Here is a 20,120-nt window from a genome sequence, read left to right on the forward strand (position 1 = left end):
CTCCTGTTAGTGTTGGGTAGTGGTGATTATAACATACATAGGTGAAAAGATAAGCATCAAAAAACAGGCGCAGTCTAGCACCTGTTTGAGGATTCACATCATAGATGATCGCTTATAATAGTAGCATTAATTGAATATCGTGAAAAAGTACGCTTCCCTCTAGTGAATAATGAAAAGCACGCCTTTGTGTTAGTTTCCAGATAGAATACTTTGTCCCAGTTCTTTCAGGTATTCCATTGCTTGCAGATAAGGATAAGGCCCATAGCTTACGCGTGCCACACCCAGCCCAGCAAGTTGTTTTGGTGAAGGCTCATGGGATGTAACCATCACGTTGACCGGAAGCGACGAACGCTCACACAATTCCTGAATCAGTTGTTGATTCTGTAAGCCTGGAACGAACAGACCACTGGCGCCTGCTTCTGCATATGCCTTGGAGCGAATAAATGCTTCTTCCAGGAGTGCGTGATTGTGTCGTTCAGGTGCATTTTGCAAAAAGATATCTGTGCGGGCGTTAATGAACAGCGGAATGCCTGCCTGCTCCGCGGCTTCTCGGGCAGCCGACAGTCTCAGACATTGCTCCTCCACAGCGTACAGTCCCGCGCCAGAGGGGAGCTGATCCTCAATATTAATTCCTACCGCACCGTGATGGATCACTTGGCTCACATTTCCCTTCACTTCTGACGCAAACCTGCCATACCCTCCCTCAATATCGATCGTAACAGGCAAATCCACGCTCGCTGTAATCCGGGCCAGATTGTCCAGTACCAGCTGGAATGGCATCGCCTCTCCATCTTGTTCACCGTGGGCAGCAGCTACAGACCAGCTTCCAGTAGCGATTGCTGCTGCTCCAGCAGATTGGATGGCGAGTGCACTCCCGGCATCCCAGACATTGACCAGAATCAATGGATTGCCTTTCGTATGGGATTGGTGCAACATCGCCGCTTTTTCTTGTTGCGTACTCATAAGACTTATCTCCTCCGTTACATAGCTAATCCTCTTCATACCACATGCCGTTCATTTCATATCTCTTGAGTTATTCAGGAGCCTGCTTCTCGTGGGTTAAAAGCCAGTTTTTGCGTGTCAGGCCTCCTCCGTATCCTCCCAGTTCTCCACTGGCATTGATCACACGGTGACATGGAATAACAATGGCCAGCTGATTGGCTCCATTGGCCTGTGCTACCGCCCGACATGCTGTAGGTTTACCCAGTGCATTCGCGATATCTTGATATGACCTCGTCTCGCCCGGTGGGATCGCAATCAATTGCTCCCATACACTCTTCTGGAATGGTGTTCCTAACCAGAACAACGGGGTATGGAATACAGTTAGCGTGCCCTCAAAATACTGCGCAAGTTCCCGTTCAATGGAACGAATCGGTTCTGTTACTCCAGGTACAATGGCTGACTTCGTTCGTTTACGCAAACGTTCCACCTCACGCTCCAGACCTCTGCGATCCACGAATTCGAGCAGATATAGCGCCTTTTCATCGGCTACAGCCATCATGGGTCCAAGGCGTGTGTCGATCCAGGACGCCTTCAAGACATTTTGTTCATCTACTTGTGTGGGCGCTGCGCCCATGATTCGCGAGAAGGCATCCCGGAACCCGCTGCCGGACTCGTAACCGGTGGACAGCTGGGCATCAATGACCGTTCGACCGGAGCGAATATTTTTCAGGGCCAGTCCCATACGACGGGCACGGGCATACTCCACAAAGGTCATGCCAAATCGCTTCTTGAACTGACGTCTGGCCGTCGATTCGTCGATAGATAATGCCTTGAAGTCCTGGCCTTTCCAGCGTTTCTCCGGATGGTTCTCCACGGCTTCCACCAATACGCGTACCACATCAGATACCTGATTGGGATGAGACAACGGGCGGCAGCGCTGGCAAGGACGATACGAAGCAAGCAAAGCCTGCTGAGCCGTCTCATAGAATTCGCAGTTTTCGAACTTGGGCTTCCGCGCGGGGCATGTAGGTCGGCAGAATACACCCGTCGTCTTGACGCCTACATAGAATAAACCTTCGTATTCCGAATCCTTAGCCACAAGAGCCTCATAGTATTGTTCTTTCAGTTCAGCAGAAATCATTGGGCGCACGTCCTTATATCAGTAAAGTTTATCCTTGTTGATATTATAAAAAAACGATGCACTGGGCATCGCCGAAATTCAGGCATGAATATTTTATTTTATCAATACGTCCTTATTATTTGCTCGTCCAGTCCAGTGTACCAGAAAGATCCCCAGGAATATGCTAGCCCGCCCATATAAACGTAATCCCGAATGACTTCGCCCAGAAGCAGCCAACCTGATAAGACACCGAAGAAGGGAGCAAGAAACAAAAACGCACTTGTCTTGCCCGGATCGCCCTTGCTTAACAGGTAAAACCACGTAGCAAACTGCACAATCGAACCGAGGATCGCCAGATACAGAATCACCCCTATGGATGTGGTGTTCAGAATGAGTTTGGTTGATTCCATGGTAAAACTGAGCAATAACAGTGTTAATCCGCCGAATAACATCTGATATGCCGTTAGCACCCATGTGCTGAAGCGTGAGCCCCATTGTTTGACCAAGAGAGTAGCGATTGCCCAGGACAAGGCAGAACCCACACCCAGTAACGTTCCTCCGGAGAATTGAAGATGGAATCCAAGCGTGATGAACACCCCCGTTATACCGATGAGCACCCCAAACCACTGGTATGCACGATATTTCAAACCAAGAAATACACTTCCGAGAAGAACCACCAATAGCGGATTTGTAAACGTGAGAATGGACGTTTGCCCGGAAGGTATGGTGCGCATACTCAGGAAAATGCAGGCCATTACGCCCGTCGTCTGGAACAGACCGATGACGAACAACCGGAGCCAGTCAGGCGAGGTCACGGGAAGGTTTTTATTTTGTACCCACAGCGCCATTAGTCCTCCAGCGAGCGTAAATCGAATGCCAACCAGCAGTATGGGTGAGATATAAGCCAGTCCGATTTTGCCCACAGCAAAGGATGAACCCATAAGCGAAGTGGCGAGTATAACAAGCATCATAAAAGCAAAGCGATTCAACCTTTTTCCCCCTCAAATAGCATGTTTTTTGACCCTTTCAGGGTAACACGCCAATATTTCAGGGTTCATCGAAGTGTATTAACGAATTGAATTTATAACTCATTTACATAATATGGAGCTTAATGTGAGACGATATGGTGTAGTAATTACTATAGAAGGTGCTGATTGGAAAGTTCTCTTTGGATGAATGCATCGTGCTTGTTACTTTAGATCAATGGAGGGAGTTCCAATGATGAAAAATAATAAAAATAAATCTATACTCTGGGTGTCTGCTCTATGTATTCTGCTGTTGACCAGCGCATGTGGGGCGAAAAATAACAACGAATCCGTACAGGAACACGCCTATCCACAATCAAAGCAGCCCATAGAGGAAGCGGGAAATAGTTCCGTTCCCAATATGGAGGCGAAGAATAACAATAATCAGGCGAATGAAAGTGGGAATGAAGGCAAGCCTACGGCCCAATCGGAATCCTCCGCTGATGCAGAAGGACAGGTCATGATCGTCATTGACCAGACGGATAAGCCGTCCGAGGGCAATAGCTTTGATTTTGCGATAAAACAAATTCCCGAGGGCTACGCTTTATCCGAGATGCGCTGGACATCCAACACGGTAACAATTGTGAATTCCTACAAGGAAGCGATCGAGCATGGCGCGAATGGAAAAGAAGGTTTTTATATCAGTGGTGACGGACAATTCTCCGGATTTATCTATTCGGATGAGATGAAGGGTGAACGCGGCAAAGCGACGTTTGTGTTTACCAATGAAGAGGGGAAAGAAGTGACCTCGGAGAAGGAAATTAAATTAAAATAATCAGGCATATCATAGCCGTGTTCGGTGCTTTCTGTTAATTCAAAATGGAAAATGAAATAGGCACATTAAACGTATGCCTTCATTTCTCCCATAAATGAGTAAAAGCAGCCGTAAAGGCTGCTTTTTATTGATGACGCGAGCTCTCACTTTGTTCTATCGACTGAGCGTTTCCGCACCTCGTATCTGTAACAGATACTGCTGTTCCTACATAAAGTCGAAGAAATAACGCACCACGTGGAACATGACTGGAGAGGTGTACGTCAGGCTGTCGACCCGGCTCAGGTAGCTTTTTTTCAGCGCATCGAACTTATTGTCATCCCCAATTAACAAATCCCGCTTCAGAACAGAAACCGTCAGACTTCCGAAGAACCCAGCCAGAGCGATTAACACACCGATGAAAAGCGCGAAACGTGCATCAAACGGAGTCAGGTAAGGGTGAATGAAATAAGAGGCGGTGGTGGTTACAACGAATGCACAGGCGAACCCTTCCCATGTCAAAAAAGGATTGGCCGTGGGCACCACTTTTCGTTTGCCCAGATAGAGCGAGGCCAGATAATGCACCACATCATTCAGTTGGGTTAACACGACCAGGAACAGGACCAGCTTTGAACCATATTCCGGTGTTGCGAACGGGAAGTAGGCCAGATGACTAAGTCCAAATACCATTAGCATCAAACCCCATTGCGTCGAGCTAACACTGCGCAGGAAACCAACCGTGCCCTTATTAATTAGACGTGGCAGGGGTAACACCAGGAAGACATATAGCGGAATAAACACGATAAACATCCCATACCATCCAATATAGATCCAGTAGAACTGTACCGGAATCGCCAGATACGCCCAGAGAAACAACCTGCGATCAGCTTTGCGGGTGCTGCGGATCATGGAGAAGTACTCTTTCAGCGCGAAAAAGGTAAGTACCATGAGGGAGATCAGGGAGACAATCGGATTGAAGAGGGTGGCGAGACAAAAGATGACAAACATGCCCCACCAGGTTTTGATTTTGTTGCCAATGCCCGAATAATCCTTGTCCGGCTGAAGCCTCGTAATGATTTTGTACACGATATGTATGACCAATAAAGCAATAAAAATCAGTGTTAAGGTAAAGAGTGAACTGCTCAAGTACAATCACCTGCTTATCCAGAAGTAAGATTCCAATATAGGGTACCTATGTTATTATGAAGGAATAGTACCAACTTGATAAGGGGAAATTTCGTTATGACAGAACCACGCTCCATCTATATCCTGCTTACGAATACGGGAACGTTGTTTACCAAAGTCATTCAGAGTTACACCAGAGCACCATACAATCATGCCTCCATCTCATTTGACCGCGAATTATCCGAGCTGTACAGCTTTGGGCGCAAGCATCCCAGCAATCCGCTGAACGGCGGGTTCGTGAAGGAAGATATTCAGACAGGTACATACAGTAAGTATCCAAATACCACATGTGTGATTTATGAGCTTCAGGTGACGGAGCGTGAAGTGGAAAAAATGAAACGGGTGCTGCACATCTTCATTCGCAGCCGCCAGAAATATATGTACAATCTGCTTGGTGTAATTGGCATTACGTTGAAGGAGCCAGTAGAGTTCAGCAACTCCTACTTTTGTTCGCAATTTGTTGCCGAGATTCTGCAACGTTCAGGCATCAAGCTGTGGAACAAGCTGCCTGCGCTGGTGACCCCGGATGATTTTCGCCAAAGTGAACAACTGCAGCTGGTGTATGAAGGGAAGTTAAGCGATTATACGCCGGATTGAAGAGAGGAAATGAGGGCAAGGAGTATGTCTTATGCCCATACGCTCGCTGTCCTATTGCTCAAATAACATAGTATAAAACAGCCTGCCGCCACGGATATCCGGGCCACAGGCTGTTCGGTTTGCATAACGTTAGATCGACGGTGTAGAGGGACGGTCAAAATCAACCTCTTCGAGGAATTCGATCACTTCACCATTTGGACTATACACAACCGCATTTCGAACTTGAAGTGGAGGTTCACCAAGTGAGATCCAATCGGGTTGAACATAAGGCTTAGCACCGTGAGTAAGCGCTCGCTCGTATATCTCTTCCACATGGTCTACGTAAAAGGCGAAATGCAGCAAGGCCCCATGCTTCACTGCTTCCGGAGAGTCTGCTGGTTCGCCTTCGGCCGCGATTACGGCTCCGGGGTCAAACAGTTCAATGCAGGTGCGTTGATCCGGTGAGATCAGCATGCAAGCCTCGGTAATTTGAAAGGCGGGCAGACTCCAGGAGTGACCAACTTTAAATCCTAATACATCGGTATAGAACGAGAGGGTATCCTCATAATTACGTGCTTGAATGGCTACGTGAGCCAGTCCGTTTACACTCATGCTCATCACTCCTTCTTCAGATTGTTTTCTAAAGTATAAAGGGAACGCTGCATTGGAACCATGCGATATCAAAGGATATAATGGGGTGAGAGTTGTAATTTATAAGCTCTTTTATCCAAAAAAACTTATTAAATTAGCCTGATGCTCAGGAGGGACTACAAATGGGTTATGTTATAGATGAGATCGACCAGCAAATTATGCGACTGCTGCAGCACCATGCACGCATGCCAATTGTACAGATTAGCAAAGAGGTGAACATGTCCCAACCTTCGGTCAAGGAGAGAATTCTCAAACTGGAAGAAAATGGGGTCATATCGGGATATTCAACCATCTATGATCTGGCCAAACTAAATCGTGGGACAACGACTTTTATTTTACTCAAAACAGAGCATTGTGAGGAATTCGTTCACTTCTGTGAACAGGCTGTTGAGGTCACGGATTTATATCGGATTAGTGGTGAGTACAACTATCTGATCAAGGTACAGACGGCAACCATTGAAGAGCTTGCTGAGTTCCAAGACTCGCTTGTGAAGCTTGGTCCATCCAAATCCCATATCAGTATGAAAAATATAATGGAACACCGTGTGCTGCTCTAGGAAGCAGCGACGCACGTTAGTGTAATGGTGGCAGGATATTCGGTCTTGCCACTATTCATTGTGCATATGCACAATGAATTTCGTCTGATCATCAATATTTATTTGGCTCACCAGCAACTATAATGAAAGCGTGTTCAACAAGTGCATGGGGGGCAATGAACAATGGAACCTTTAACAATTAGCTGGATCGGCGCGCTGGCAGGACTTGCAATTGCGATTATACTGATTCTGAAGAAGCTTAATCCGGTCTACTCTTTATTTCTGGGCGCAATTGTAGGCGCTTTAATTGGCGGAGCTAATCTAGAAGAGACTGTAAATATACTAGTGAACGGCACTCAAAGTGTCATGGGCACCGTGCTTCGTGTACTGGCTGCTGGGGTATTAGCTGGAGTCATGATGGAGTCGGGGGCAGCAGAGACAATCGCCCAGGCCATCGTACGAAAGTTTGGCGGCAGTAAGGCCATTTTGGCTTTGGCACTGGCAACGATGATTATTACAGCCGTTGGGGTATTTATTCCCGTTGCCGTCCTGATCGTAGCGCCAATTGCGCTGTCTGTTGGTAACAAAATGGGTATATCCAAGCTGGCCCTTTTGCTTGCTTTATCCGGTGGAGGCAAGGCGGGGAATATTATATCCCCGAATCCGAATACGATCGCTGCAGCACGGGGGTTCAATCTGGATCTCAGCAATGTCATGCTGGCAGGCGTGATTCCAGCCATCTGCGGATTAATTGTAACCGTTATCGTAGCTTCAATGCTTAGAAATAAAGGTGTAATGGTAACCGATCAGGAAGCAGAGCAGGGTGAAGTGGACACTTCACAGTATCCACCACTGAGAAAAGCGATTGTGGCACCGTTGGTTGCGATCATCCTGCTGATGATTAATCCAATCGGCTCCATTACAGGTATCACAGCACTATCCACATTCAAAGTGGATGCGATGTACATTCTCCCGATTGCGGGTATTATCGGCATGCTGGCGATGGGTCAGGGCAAAAACATTGTGAAATACACGACATCCGGATTGAATAAAATGACTGCCACCGTGCTTATTCTGATCGGAGCCGGGGGCATCGCGGGACTGATCTCTGCATCCGATCTGTCTGGTCAGGTGGTTAGTCTTATTGAAGCGTCCGGGATATCCGGTACCTTCCTGGCGCCGATTGCTGGTATTCTGATGGCGGCAGCGACGGCTTCCACCTCGACAGGAGTTATCCTTGCCACCGGTTCATTCGGAGATGCAATTCTGAACATGGGAACCGCTCCGCTCGCAGCGGCGGTTATGGTGCACACGGGTGCGACGGTTATCGATTCCCTGCCACAGGGCAATTACTTCCACGTCTCGGCTGACAGCATGAAGATGACAATCAAGCAGCGGATGGGCGTTATTCCTTATGAAGCAATCGTGGGTGGAACGATGGCGATTGTAGCGACGTTAATCTACGGATTTATCCTTTAATAACACGGATGGGGTGGGAGAAGATGAGAGAGACGACATTTGTACTGGCACCGGATTCATTTAAAGAGAGCATGACAGCGAAAGAAGTATGTGTGGCCATGGAAAAAGGATTGCGTAAAATCTATCCAACCGCCAACTATATTCATGTACCGATGGCTGACGGAGGCGAAGGCACCGTGCAGTCGCTGGTGGATGCTTCTGGCGGCGTAATTCACCAGAGAGAGGTGAGCGGGCCACTAGGGCAGCCTGTATCAGCGCAGTATGGCATTCTGGGCGATGGGTTAACAGCGGCGATTGAGATGGCATCGGCGAGCGGCATTCATCTGGTGACCAAGGAAACCCGGAACCCGCTTCGCACGTCAACCTATGGCACGGGAGAGCTGATTCGAGCGTGTCTGGATCAGGGTATTCGTAAAATCATTATCGGAATTGGTGGAAGTGCGACCAACGATGGGGGTACAGGCATGGCCGAAGCGCTTGGCGCAACGTTTCTGGATGCAAACGGACAGCCACTTGCACGTGGAGGCGGCGCACTTGATAAGTTGGCGCATATCGATGTGACTGGGCTGGATGAACGATTGCTGGATGTGGAGTTCATTGTCGCCTGTGATGTAACGAATCCGTTATGCGGAGAGCATGGCGCCTCACGGGTGTTTGGACCGCAGAAGGGAGCTACACCGGAGATGGTGCAGGTGCTGGATGCTAATCTTTCCCATTATGCAGATGTGGTGAAGCGGCAGCTACACAAGGATATACGTGATGTGCCGGGTGCTGGTGCGGCAGGTGGTTTGGGCACAGGGCTTTTGATTTTTACACAGGCTGTGTTGCGCAAAGGCATTGAAATTGTCATTGAATACACTGGATTGCGTGACAAGCTGGTACATGCGGATGTGGTGTTTACGGGCGAAGGCGGTATTGATTTTCAAACGAAATTTGGCAAGACACCTTACGGTGTAGCGCGTGCTGCAAAGGAAGCAGACAAGCCGGTTATCGCCATTGCAGGTTACGTTGGTGAAGGGATAGATACGTTGTACACTGAAGGTATTGACGCGGTGTTTGGTATTGTGCCGGGGGCGGCTGATCTGGAACGACTTCTGCGCGAAGGCCCAGAGAATGTGGAGCGTACAACCGAGAATATTGCGAGAGTGCTGAAATTGGGTCTGATTTCTTAACATTCTGTGGTTCGGTTAGTGGGGTTCGAAGAGTATAAAGAGACTGAACGTAGGGACGTCCACAAGGGACAGGGCATTCCGGTTCAGTCTTTTTTTGTTGTGGACTCTACTGATAAGACGCGAGTAGTCCGTGCGTAAGTTCAATGAGCTCCAGCCAATTGCGCGGGTCTTTGCCTGTAAGGGCTTGGATCCGTTTGAGCCGATATTGCAGTGTATTGCGGTGGATGTTGAGATCCTCTGCAGTCGTTGACATGCTGCCATTGTGATGAATGAAACTGCGAAGCGTGTCAAGCAGATCGGCTGTGTCCTCCAGTTTACTGACGACGTTGTTATGGCGAACTAGGTTGGCCGTGCTGAAGCGCACCAGAAACTGCACATCATCATAACGGATCAATGGTGCCGCAGGTCGAAGCGCAAGCAAGATGTTCATTGCAGATCTCGCTTGTTCGTAACAGATGGCAATACTGGCGTCACGCCTACTAACAGAGATGAAGGCTTGAGGTTGTTCCTGATGTACAAGCTGGATTATCGAATCAACGTCCGATTCGCTCTGGATCAGAATAAGCTGCACGTGGCCATCCTCCTCCATCGAGAACGAGGGAAGCTGTAGGAATACCCGGCTTGTCTCCGTGCCAAAATCAGGGGCTTCATGGGGAAAGCGAATGTATAGAAGAACCGTTGGCAGCTGCAGATCGATATGGTATTGCGCCGCTTCCCGCCGGATCTTCTGCGAATAGGAACCCGAGTGGGCAAGCAACCGTTCCAGAAAGGCTTTTTTCCGAGAAGCTTCATGGGCCAGACTTTCCAATTGATTACGTTGTTCGATCAGGAGAGATACGGTTGTGCGCACAATGTTGCAGAACGGACGGACTTCATCCGGATGCCCGGAAATGCCGATGACACCGACATACTGATGATTGATCCGAATCGGTTCGTTGGTGCCCATCTTTTCCAGTCTGCCATCCTGCCAGACTTCGACGCGGTCTCCGGTGGTCAGGGCACGGACCGCTCCCTGGTGAATCGTGCCTACGCGTTCCTTCTGTCCGCTTCCAATGATAATGCCCTGCTCATTCATGATGTTGATGTTGTACGGAATGTCCTGCATCATTTTATCGACAATATCCTGTGCCTGTTTTTCCGAAAGTTGCAACATTACATATCCCCCTCTCCCGTTGTGCATCTGAACGAAAGTATAGCTGACGTGCTTGTCTTAAACAAGTTTGTTTACTAAAAGGTAAAGGGCTACCTTGTTGTTTTTTTATTAAGCTTTTGCCTCGTTATGGGATTCCCCGGCTAATTTCTTCGCATTAATCCTCTGCTGGGTTCCGTTCAAGTATTCCAGATGCGCCTTGCCCCAGCCACACATGCCATCCAACAGCGCACCAATCGTCTGCCCGTGTTCGGACAGTTTGTACTCGACCTTCGGTGGAACATCGCCATAGAGAGTGCGCACAATAATCTGATCCTGTTCCAGCTCGCGCAGCTGTTTCGTTAACGTGCCCTGCGCTACATCAGGAATCATGCGTCTTAGTTCACCAAACCGTTTCGTGCCTTCCTTCAATAAAATAAACAGGATGAGTGGTTTCCATTTTCCATTAATGGCTTCCAACGTAACGAGAACACCTTGTAACCGTGGCTCCTGCAAATCCATAGTATTCACCTCGATTTAAACAACTATATATAACTCCATCATACCTGATTTTTTCGCGTTCCGCTTGTTTTGTCTATGTGAATAGGGCAGGAATAACTGTGTCATCTGGTTCCAATAGTACGAATTTTCGTACCTGGTACGATCCAATTGCGTACTGTTCAGCGCTAATCTTTTCAATAATAATGAACAAAACGCTGGTACAACGAAAGTTCTGGCGCTACGAGGGGAAGATGCAGAATGAGTCAATTTACATTGGAGAATAAACGTGTCGTGATTATAGGGGGAAGCTCTGGAATTGGACTTGCAACAGCTGTGCAGGCTGCTGAGGCTGGTGCACATGTAGTTATCGCGGGACGATCGGAGAACAGGCTAGAGGAAGCAAGGGAGCAGATTGCGCAAGTCGCAGGCGAAGGCAAGACTGGAGCGTTATCCATTGAAGTTTATGTGTTGGACAATCAGGATGAACAGCAAATCGAGTTATTTTTCAATCAGGTTGGCGCATTTGATCACCTGTTTACCCCTGGAGCTGCATACACCCGTGGTCCGTTAACTTCAGATCGGGAGACGGCCGAAAGCTGCTTCAAGGGCAAGTTCTGGCCTCAGTATTTTGCTGCCAAATACGCAGCTCCGTATCTATCGGCTTCGGGTTCGATCACGTTAATGTCGGGCGGCTTTAGCCAACGTCCGTTGGATGGCGGCGCTTCTTACGCAGCGTGTAACGGAGCGATTGAAAGTCTGGGCAAAGCACTTGCAGTGGAGCTGGCGCCTGTTCGTGTGAATGTCGTATCCCCCGGAACCATCTGGCGTGAGGGACAGGAGGGCACACCTCGCGGTGAACATTTTAAAGACTATGAGAAAATGTCTGTGCTCAAGCGTGTAGGCTACAATGAGGAGATTGCACATACAGTTACGTATCTTATGACAAATACATTTACAACAGGGAGCACATTGTTTGTGGATGGCGGATATACGATGATTTGATGCGTCTACTTGTTTGTTGTGCAAGGAGCGGTGAAGGGTTGTAGAGAATGTGAAACTTATCTTAAATTTTGTGCAATGTAGGTCTCTATAATTACTTGCAGCAGTAAAAATGATGAATAATGACGAAAAATATTTGAGATCCGGCCTGTTTTTCACCTACAGGCCGGATTTTTTTCCGTTTATTGGAGTGAATGTTCAGAATCCGTTCAGAGCTATGTACTACAATAGGCCCATATTTCGACAAGTGAGATTAGGGAGGAAGGCGTATATGCAATACAGAAAAATAATTAGCATGTTGCTCATTTTAGTGTTGGCAGCTCCATGGTTAGCAGCACCAGCAGGAAAGGTAAGTGCAGGAGCATCGTATCTAACACCAGGAAATAATGGTCTATTAACGATAAAGTATGTAAACGAGAACTCAATCGAATTGCAATGGAAGTATGCAGAATCCGGATCTTCTACCCCACCTGATGTAAATTACCAGGTTTACATATCCAATGATTCTGATCTTGAAAATATGGAAGAAATCAGCGTAACATCAGGTCATGCCTACGATGATGACTGGATTAATGGCTCAGCTTCTCTTTCAGATGGTACATTTACGAAAATAATCACGAATTTAGTAGAAGGTGATACGTACTATTTCAATGTCGTTGTTAAAGATCGAAATTTGGAAACTGCATATCAAATGCAATCAATCGAATTCACTGTGCAGTTGAGTGCACTGGACCAGTATAACGAGCTCAAAAAGAAAGCAGACCGGGGTAACAGCAATGACTTTATCCAAGATGTTATTTTGTTGCTTCGTAATAAGCAATTCATTGGTATGCCTGATTTTGAATCTTTGCCTGTAGAAGATCAGGAGGCTATTGCAAAATACTTATTAGATATCGAGGCGCCAACAAGCAAAGGATATGAGAACAAGGAGCAAGTTGAGTTCTTTGTGCAATTAGCTCTGAAAGCTCTTGAAGTGACTCGCCAAATCGATGGACCGAATGCAGTAGTTGCACTTAATGACCTGTATAGTAAGCAAGCAGAAAGAATAGTTCATTTTGATTTTCCGAGTGCTGAAGCTAATTTCTATCAACTCATTGCTGCATATAGCACTGCCTCCGAGGTAGATAAACGCACAACGGCTTATCTATACGAACTTAAACTCAAAAAAACATCTTCCATTTCAAGCGTTTTGAGATATATAGACACAGCAGTGGAAGATACACCTTTCATTAATCGTGCAAATACGACTGAGGAAATGGTAACGTCACTGGATAAATTGAATAAAATTCATGAGAATATTCTGACTTATAACGAAGCGAATCCAGGAACTCCGATAACGAGCTTCGCTTTGGATACAAGCAAAATGGATAACTTGACACCAGAAGAGCAGGAACAGTTGGCTGATCATATGCTTACTGAAAGACCGATTGGTGGATATGCAAGTTTTGAATCCATTCAGACTACATTTAACGAATTTTTCCCTGGTAATGAAATTGATGCGTTGGCTGCTGTAAATACTGCAAGGGTCGACAAAAATATAGATGCTATGCGTCTGGCTATGGAAAACCAGGAATTAGGTATTGATTTCCCCAATGAATATGGTTCTTTATCTAAGCAGGTCAAAGATTATGTGGCTGGGTTCCTGATTGATAATATCAAAAGAAACTATGAAAATAAGGAACAAGTTCAATATATGATTGAGCTTGCTGTACAAGCTCAGTTGATCTGGGAGCAGAGAGGGTTGGGCGTACTTCAGGACAAGCTGGACCTATTTGCGCAGAAACTGTCTGAAGGACCCGATCATTTTAAAGACCCTGAGACAGATATGCTTCGTCAAGTTGGAGATCATCATCTACAATTAAGCGAAGTAAACAAACCAATTTTCGCTTTTAAGTACCTGCATTTATTGGGATTGGAACGCATTGCAAAACAGGCTCAAGTAGGGATTGCAGATCCGCGCTTTCTGCTGGCACTGCTATCAATGCCTTTCCAGCCTCTTGAGGAAGCCACCACTATAGATCAAATGGATCAGTGGCTTGAGACAACTATGAATGAACAGTTTAACGGACACAATTTCTTTGACCAATACAAATTCAATCTTACAGGTGAACTTGATTTATCCAAGAGAGCTGATCTCAGCCCGGAAGGCAAGAAAGAACTGGCCGAATGGGTACTTAATGAACAAGACCGCTACGAGGATGTTGGGAATTTACAATATGTATTCAACCAATTTTTCACGGCCCCTAATGTAACGGGAAATGATATCAACAACACCATAACTGGCTTGGATGACACGATGGAGATCTCCCTCAATGGTAAACAGACCTGGATTGATGTTGCTTCCATTCAGAAATTTGATTTTAGCGGTGACAAAACGGTATGGGTTCGTTACAAAGCCATCAGTGACTTATTACCAGGACGCGCGGTGAAGATTGTCTTCACGGCAAATGGCGATAGCAATAACGGAAATGGTTCAACACCTAACCCTAACCCGGGTGGAAACACAGGTGGAGGATCGTCAGCGACTACACCTGTAACGACTACACCGACGACGAAGCAGGAACAAATCGTCGTGGACGTGAACGGAGCGAATGGCACCAATTTGACCAAAACGCCAATTACACGTACAACCGAAGTCGACGGCACGATCAAGGACCTTGTGAAAATGTCTGAGGCGATTGCCAAGGAATCAGTGGAAAAAGCGAAGCAATTAAACATGAACACTGCACGCATTGTCATCCCTGACGCCAAAGATGCTGTATCTGAGACACGCATCGAACTGCCAAAAGCAGCGGTGAAACAGCTGAATGATGGTGGGCTTAACCTTGAGATTTCCACAGAGAACGCTATTATCTCGGTTCCAACGAAGTCGATTGCCGGATTCGACCAGGATCTATACTTCCGCGTCGTTCCGTTGAAAAAGGAATTCGAGCGTAAAGAAGTGGAAGAACGTGCGAAGAAGGAGCGATTGATTCAACAGATTACTCCAAATTCAAACGTGAAAGTACTGGCTCGTCCAGTTGAAATCGAAACCAATATGCAAAGCCATGAAGTAACACTGACATTGCCGCTGCGCGACAGTCTGCCAACTGATCCTGCTGCCCGCCAGCAAGCTTTGGACAACCTGGCTGTGTACATCGAACACAGTGACGGTACGAAAGAGTTGATTCAAGGCAAACTGGTGAAACTCAGCGATTCCAGTGAAGGCATCGAGTTTACAGTTAACAAATTCAGCACGTTCACGCTCGTTGTGGTGGATGGGCTGAAAGCTTCCCAAGGTTCGCACAACCCGTATATCAACGGATTTGGTGCTGATTTCCGCCCGGATGCATTCGTAACCCGTGCGCAAATGGCAGCGATGCTGGCTCGTAATCTGTCTGATGATGCGGGAACTGCATCTGCGAACGTTGTAAACTACGACGATGTATCTGCAACTCATTGGGCAGCAAGCGATATTGAAAAAGCGCAATCCACAGGCATCATGAACGGTATGAACGCTACTCAATTTGTGCCAGAGGGTTCAATTACCCGTGCACAAATGGCGACCATTGCATACCGCTGGATACAGCAACAAAGCGCAGATGCATCAAGCAGCACAACACAAGCAACAGATGGTGCTGGATTTACAGATGTGTCCGCCGACCTTTGGGCTTCCGATGCGATTGCTTACGTACTATCTGCTGGCCTGATGACCGGATATAACGATGGTACATTTAAACCGGACAGTAAACTGACCCGCGCTGAAGCAGTGAAAGTACTAAATGTACTGTTCAAACGTACGCCGGCAACAGGCGTAACTACGCCAACTTTTACAGACGTACCAGCAACACACTGGGCTTATGCAGACATTGAGGCTGCGGCGCAGAAATAAGATAACCATATCTATAACAAAAGGGGAGCCCCAACCATGAAAACATGGCGGGGCTCCCCTTTTAATTATTTAAAGCCAGCTCAGCAAGCACATCGTTGCTCGCCGAGTTGGCTTTTTTTATAAGGTGTATACACTTTATTAATCACTTTCATGTGGAGCGTCTTTGTAAAAAACACCATCCCGCAGTTGGTCTACAAATCCCTGCAACCAATCATAATACTGCTCGGCATGCTGAAGTTTATGCAAATCCCGCAAAGCGTCTTCCCGTTCCTCCGGCGGAGTTGTTCTGGCGAGAATAATCTCCGATAACTGCGGAATGACCTCCCGAAGGCTTTCCTGCATCACGTCGATTTCCCGTTGAAGCTTGGCCCCGAAGAAGTTCTGAAACGTACGGAAAAAGTTGGTTTCGGCCAGATACTGATCCTGACGTTCCCGCTTTTCCTCCAATTTATAGATCATCTGAGATTCGGTAAGCGAACGTACAGCATAACTCATATTACTTTTGCTCATGTTCATGGACGTTTTCATCTCTTCCAGCGTCATCGGGCGATCTTCAAAATACATAATGCCATACAGTTGACCAAATGAATGATTGACTCCATACAGATCCATGGTATTGGCAATGGCGTCAATGACTTTCTCCCTCAGCTCGGGCCGATAGGACAACGAGGAATGGTTCTGGTCCTCGGCAGCTTCTTTTCCCACAATCTCACCTCTAGTATATGGATGGGACTCCCTGTTTCCTTTTCATATTTTACATGACCTCGCGTTATTTTAACATAACCCGGAATTAGTTTTTTCAAATGTATTATACAATCATTTTTGTACAGAAGAGATTAAAGGGAGTTTGAAGGCATGATTTTTAGAGAAATTAAATAAAATTTGGACGATTAGGAGTGTGCAAATTGCGTGTGAAATTATGGAGGGAGACAGAAGCGGTTCTCTTCACCCTTCCTGCCCTTATCCCATTACTCATTTTCTGGCTGGGGCCTTTGGGATACATTGTATATCTGAGTTTTACGGATTGGGACTTCATGAGTCCTGACAAATTATTCGTCGGTTTGGATAACTACAGCTATCTGCTAACCAATTCTGAATTTTACCGTTCATTAAAAGTTACGCTGTTGTTCGGTCTTGGAAGTGTAGTGCCTACGATTGTGGGTGGATTGGCGCTGGCCATGCTCATGAACAGCAAGATGAAGTCCTCCGGCCTGTTCCGGACCCTGCTATTCTCCCCTTGGGTGACTCCGACTGTCGCAGTCTCCATTGCGTGGTCCTGGATTTTCGAACCTGAAGTGGGGCTGGCCAACCTGTTGCTTGGATGGGTCGGCATATCCCCGATCGGCTGGCTGAAAGATCAGAACTGGGCACTGGTAGCTGTGCTCATCGTCACGCTGTGGAAGTCGATTGGCTGGTCCATGGTATTTTACCTGGTTGCATTGCGTAATCTGCCATCCGATTTACTTGAAGCGGCATCGATTGATGGGGCAGGCAGTTGGGACAAGTTCCGAAGCATTACACTGCCGTTGATTTCACCCACCACGTTCTTCCTGTCCATCATCCTGACGATCCAGTCGCTTCAGGCTTATGACCAGATTAACGTGATGACGCAAGGGGGACCGGCGGGATCAACAAGAACACTGCTTTATATGTATTATCAATCTGCATTTGAGTCCTTCAATGTGGGCGAGGCTTCTTCCATCGCCGTCGTTATTATTCTGATCTGCGTTCTGCTGTCGGGAGTATCCTTCCTGCTCGGTCGACGCCTGGTGCATTACTAATGAACATGACCACTTTAACCAACCAAACAAGAAAAGATAATAGTCGTGAAGAAGTGCAGAAACGGAAGGTCCCTCGTGCAGGAAAAGGATTTGCTACCGCACTTCGCTATCTGCTGCTTGCTCTGGTGAGTCTGACGATGGCATTTCCGTTCTACTGGATGGTCATTAGCGGTTTCAAAACGAATGACGAGATCTGGCAGTTCCCGCCAACCTTCTGGCCCGAAACGTTCCGTTGGAACAATTATGTGGATGCGTGGCAAGCTGCTCCGTTTGCCCGTTACATTCTGAATAGTACAGGGGTAGCGGCTGCGATCTGTCTGATCCAAGTCATTAACTCCAGCATGATGGCCTATGCACTCACCCATATGCGATTTCGTATAAAAGGGGTACTCACCGGACTGATTCTGGTAGGCTACATGATTCCGAGTACCGCCGTTTATTTGCCCAGTTATTTGGTGCTCAGCGAACTTAAATTACTGGATTCCTACACCGGACTGATTGTGTCCAACTGTGTCAGTGTGTTCTCTATCTTCCTGATCCGTCAGGCGTTCATGCAGGTATCCCACGAGTTGGTGGAAGCCGGCCAGTTGGATGGAGCGTCGCACTTCCGCATTCTGTGGACCATTATGACGCCGCTGGTTCGATCGTCATTTTCCGTGATGGTGTTGATTACATTCATTGACCAGTACAACAACTATTTCTGGCCGATGCTCATTACCAAAGACCCGAATCTGCAATTGGTATCCGCAGGTCTGCGCAGCTTTTTCGTGGAAGGTGGAGCCTACGGTCTGGCATGGCCGCAGATCATGGCTGCCAGTGCTTTTACCATCGCACCGCTGCTTATCCTTTTCCTGTTTACCCAGAAAACGATCATGCAGAGTGTGAATATTACTGCCGGCGTGAACAAGAACTGATTTTCACAACATACTTTATATAGGAGGAATCAAAATGAAATTGGGTCAAGCGAGTATGAAATGGCGGAACAAATTAAAGCTCAGGTGGAGAGGGGGCATGTCGCTGGTACTGGCTGCGAGTTTTGCCCTGATCACCGCGTGTGGTTCCTCTGCCGATAGCGGCACAGGCATGGGTTCAGATGCAGCTGCTGCGAATGGAGCTGATTCTGCATCAAGTAGTCCGGTCGAGATTGAGTTCTGGTATGGTCTGGGTGGTAACCTGGGAGATAACATGAAGAAGACGATTGACGCCTTCAATGCATCCCAGAACGAAGTTGTTGTGAAAGGGATTGTACAAGCAGATTACACGGAGACGGAACAAAAACTGCAGGCAGCCATTGCCTCGAAAAAAGTACCCGCCGCTGTACTAAGCTCCAATATCGACTGGGCGCGCAAAGGCTACTATGCACCTCTGGATGAGCTGATCGCTGCCGATCAGAGCTTTAACAAGGAAGATTACGTGCAAACCTTCCTGGAGCAGGGAAAAGTAGACAGCAAGCAATATTTCTTACCGATGTACGGAACAACTCAGATCATGTATTACCGTATGGATGCGCTGAAAGATAATAATATCGACCCTGCCACTCTGACCACGTGGGAGGCACTTGCTGAAGCAGCAGCGAAGATGAGCAAGCAGGAGAATGGCAAGACAACCTTCTATGGCTGGGAGCCGATGTGGGGTAGCGATAATATGATCGACGCCGTGCTGGGTAAAGGCGGGAAAATTCTGAGTGATGACGGCAAGACCGTAACGATTGATTCACCAGAATGGGTAGAGACGTGGGAGCTGTTCCGCAAGTGGATTAATGAGGACAAGACCATGGGTATTCATTTTGGCGGCCAAGGCTGGGAGTACTGGTACAAAACCATTGATGATGTGATGAAAAATAAAGCAGCCGGATACACCGGTTCCAGCGGTGACCAGGGAGATCTGGATTTCAGCATCGTTGCAGCTATGGAACAGCCAGGCTGGGAAGGTGTAGGCCAAGGCAAACCTGTAGCGAGTGCGATCATGGCTGGTATCCCGGCCGAAGCAAGTCCGGAACAGCAGCAAGCAGCTTATAAATGGCTGACGTATTTCTCGGAAACAGCGAATACAGCAGCTTGGTCCATGAACACAGGTTACATTGCAGTTCGTCAATCTGCTCAAGAAGATCCTGCTTTCAAAACGTTCAGTGAAGAGAACCCGCAAATCAAGGTTCCACTGCAGCAGGCTTCCCATGCTTCGGCTCCGTTCCAGGACCCGACTGGAGGCAAAATCAATGACGCACTGAAGGATGCAGCAGATCAGGTGCAGATTAATAACATTCCAGCGGCACAAGCGCTGAAGGAAGCCAAAGAAAAGGCTCAAAAAGAATTGGATCGCGTGAAATAACAAGGGAAACAAGCTTAACTTGGAGGAGCGGTGCAGTCATGTGTCGCTTTTCTGACTTAGTAATTCAGCAGACA

The 20,120-nt window shown here is 47.3% G+C and carries 17 protein-coding genes and 1 pseudogene; 10 read left to right on the top strand and 8 right to left on the bottom strand.

Annotated elements, in window-relative coordinates; translation table 11 throughout:
* Nucleotides 1–189: 189 nt before the first annotated feature.
* The 3 genes and pseudogenes from ACR1R9_RS28000 to ACR1R9_RS28010 all read right to left on the bottom strand — a co-directional run bounded on the left by ACR1R9_RS28000 (nt 190) and on the right by ACR1R9_RS28010 (nt 3,051).
* Complete coding sequence (locus ACR1R9_RS28000) at nt 190–963, bottom strand: isocitrate lyase/PEP mutase family protein (protein WP_433922226.1); 774 nt, start codon at nt 961–963, stop codon at nt 190–192.
* Nucleotides 964–1,033: 70 nt separating this feature from the next.
* Nucleotides 1,034–2,083: a bifunctional transcriptional activator/DNA repair enzyme AdaA gene (locus tag ACR1R9_RS28005; RefSeq protein ID WP_099857877.1), complete on the bottom strand. Its 1,050-nt coding sequence runs from the start codon at nt 2,081–2,083 to the stop codon at nt 1,034–1,036.
* 93 nt (nt 2,084–2,176) lie between these two features.
* Nucleotides 2,177–3,051 (bottom strand): annotated as a pseudogene (locus ACR1R9_RS28010) (DMT family transporter).
* Between the two features lie 229 nt (nt 3,052–3,280).
* On the opposite strand from ACR1R9_RS28010, the gene ACR1R9_RS28015 reads away from it, so the two are divergent.
* On the top strand, nt 3,281–3,862 hold the full coding sequence (locus tag ACR1R9_RS28015) for a hypothetical protein (protein ID WP_433948856.1): 582 nt from the start codon (nt 3,281–3,283) through the stop codon (nt 3,860–3,862).
* A gap of 204 nt (nt 3,863–4,066) precedes the next feature.
* On the opposite strand, the gene ACR1R9_RS28020 is transcribed toward ACR1R9_RS28015, so the two are convergent.
* On the bottom strand, nt 4,067–4,984 hold the full coding sequence (locus tag ACR1R9_RS28020; protein WP_326066698.1) for a phosphatidate cytidylyltransferase: 918 nt from the start codon (nt 4,982–4,984) through the stop codon (nt 4,067–4,069).
* A 96-nt stretch (nt 4,985–5,080) separates the two neighbouring features.
* Here ACR1R9_RS28020 and ACR1R9_RS28025 point away from each other — a divergent pair, with 96 nt between their 5' ends.
* Entirely contained in the window at nt 5,081–5,620 is a 540-nt protein-coding gene (locus tag ACR1R9_RS28025) for a hypothetical protein (RefSeq protein WP_076287277.1), read from the top strand.
* Between the two features lie 129 nt (nt 5,621–5,749).
* Here ACR1R9_RS28025 and ACR1R9_RS28030 read toward each other — a convergent pair whose 3' ends face one another.
* Entirely contained in the window at nt 5,750–6,211 is a 462-nt protein-coding gene (locus tag ACR1R9_RS28030; protein ID WP_433922224.1) for a VOC family protein, read from the bottom strand.
* A gap of 161 nt (nt 6,212–6,372) precedes the next feature.
* Between ACR1R9_RS28030 and ACR1R9_RS28035 the strand changes: the two genes are divergently transcribed.
* From ACR1R9_RS28035 to ACR1R9_RS28045, 3 genes are all read left to right on the top strand, one after another.
* A complete protein-coding gene (locus ACR1R9_RS28035) occupies nt 6,373–6,807 on the top strand; it encodes an Lrp/AsnC family transcriptional regulator (protein ID WP_064641603.1) in 435 nt (144 codons plus the stop codon).
* A 162-nt stretch (nt 6,808–6,969) separates the two neighbouring features.
* Nucleotides 6,970–8,265 carry a GntP family permease gene (locus ACR1R9_RS28040; RefSeq protein WP_076287280.1) on the top strand — a complete coding sequence of 432 codons (1,296 nt, stop codon included), beginning with the start codon at nt 6,970–6,972 and terminating at the stop codon, nt 8,263–8,265.
* 23 nt (nt 8,266–8,288) lie between these two features.
* Nucleotides 8,289–9,437 carry a glycerate kinase gene (locus ACR1R9_RS28045; protein ID WP_433922223.1) on the top strand — a complete coding sequence of 383 codons (1,149 nt, stop codon included), beginning with the start codon at nt 8,289–8,291 and terminating at the stop codon, nt 9,435–9,437.
* A 106-nt stretch (nt 9,438–9,543) separates the two neighbouring features.
* On the opposite strand, the gene ACR1R9_RS28050 is transcribed toward ACR1R9_RS28045, so the two are convergent.
* Nucleotides 9,544–10,590 (bottom strand): CdaR family transcriptional regulator, encoded by a 1,047-nt coding sequence (locus ACR1R9_RS28050; protein ID WP_433922222.1) that lies wholly within the window; start codon nt 10,588–10,590, stop codon nt 9,544–9,546.
* Nucleotides 10,591–10,698: 108 nt separating this feature from the next.
* Nucleotides 10,699–11,088, bottom strand: a complete 390-nt coding sequence (locus ACR1R9_RS28055; protein WP_433923785.1) for a winged helix-turn-helix transcriptional regulator — start codon at nt 11,086–11,088, stop codon at nt 10,699–10,701.
* A 237-nt stretch (nt 11,089–11,325) separates the two neighbouring features.
* On the opposite strand from ACR1R9_RS28055, the gene ACR1R9_RS28060 reads away from it, so the two are divergent.
* Both ACR1R9_RS28060 and ACR1R9_RS28065 read left to right on the top strand, forming a co-directional pair.
* Nucleotides 11,326–12,069 carry an SDR family oxidoreductase gene (locus tag ACR1R9_RS28060; RefSeq protein WP_433922221.1) on the top strand — a complete coding sequence of 248 codons (744 nt, stop codon included), beginning with the start codon at nt 11,326–11,328 and terminating at the stop codon, nt 12,067–12,069.
* A gap of 292 nt (nt 12,070–12,361) precedes the next feature.
* The gene (locus ACR1R9_RS28065; RefSeq protein WP_433948855.1) at nt 12,362–15,937 is read left to right on the top strand and encodes an S-layer homology domain-containing protein; all 3,576 of its coding nucleotides are present in this window, start codon (nt 12,362–12,364) and stop codon (nt 15,935–15,937) included.
* Between the two features lie 138 nt (nt 15,938–16,075).
* On the opposite strand, the gene ACR1R9_RS28070 is transcribed toward ACR1R9_RS28065, so the two are convergent.
* A complete protein-coding gene (locus tag ACR1R9_RS28070; protein ID WP_076287286.1) occupies nt 16,076–16,642 on the bottom strand; it encodes a GbsR/MarR family transcriptional regulator in 567 nt (188 codons plus the stop codon).
* A gap of 200 nt (nt 16,643–16,842) precedes the next feature.
* Between ACR1R9_RS28070 and ACR1R9_RS28075 the strand changes: the two genes are divergently transcribed.
* The 3 genes from ACR1R9_RS28075 to ACR1R9_RS28085 are packed head-to-tail and all read left to right on the top strand — an operon-like array spanning nt 16,843 to nt 20,046.
* Nucleotides 16,843–17,718 (top strand): carbohydrate ABC transporter permease, encoded by an 876-nt coding sequence (locus ACR1R9_RS28075; protein ID WP_099857897.1) that lies wholly within the window; start codon nt 16,843–16,845, stop codon nt 17,716–17,718.
* The gene (locus ACR1R9_RS28080; RefSeq protein ID WP_433922219.1) at nt 17,718–18,632 is read left to right on the top strand and encodes a carbohydrate ABC transporter permease; all 915 of its coding nucleotides are present in this window, start codon (nt 17,718–17,720) and stop codon (nt 18,630–18,632) included. Before ACR1R9_RS28075 ends, ACR1R9_RS28080 begins: the two co-directional genes overlap by 1 nt.
* A gap of 34 nt (nt 18,633–18,666) precedes the next feature.
* Nucleotides 18,667–20,046: an ABC transporter substrate-binding protein gene (locus ACR1R9_RS28085; protein WP_433922218.1), complete on the top strand. Its 1,380-nt coding sequence runs from the start codon at nt 18,667–18,669 to the stop codon at nt 20,044–20,046.
* Nucleotides 20,047–20,120: the final 74 nt, after the last annotated feature.

This window comes from Paenibacillus taichungensis (genome assembly GCF_050994985.1).
Lineage (GTDB): Bacteria > Bacillota > Bacilli > Paenibacillales > Paenibacillaceae > Paenibacillus > Paenibacillus taichungensis.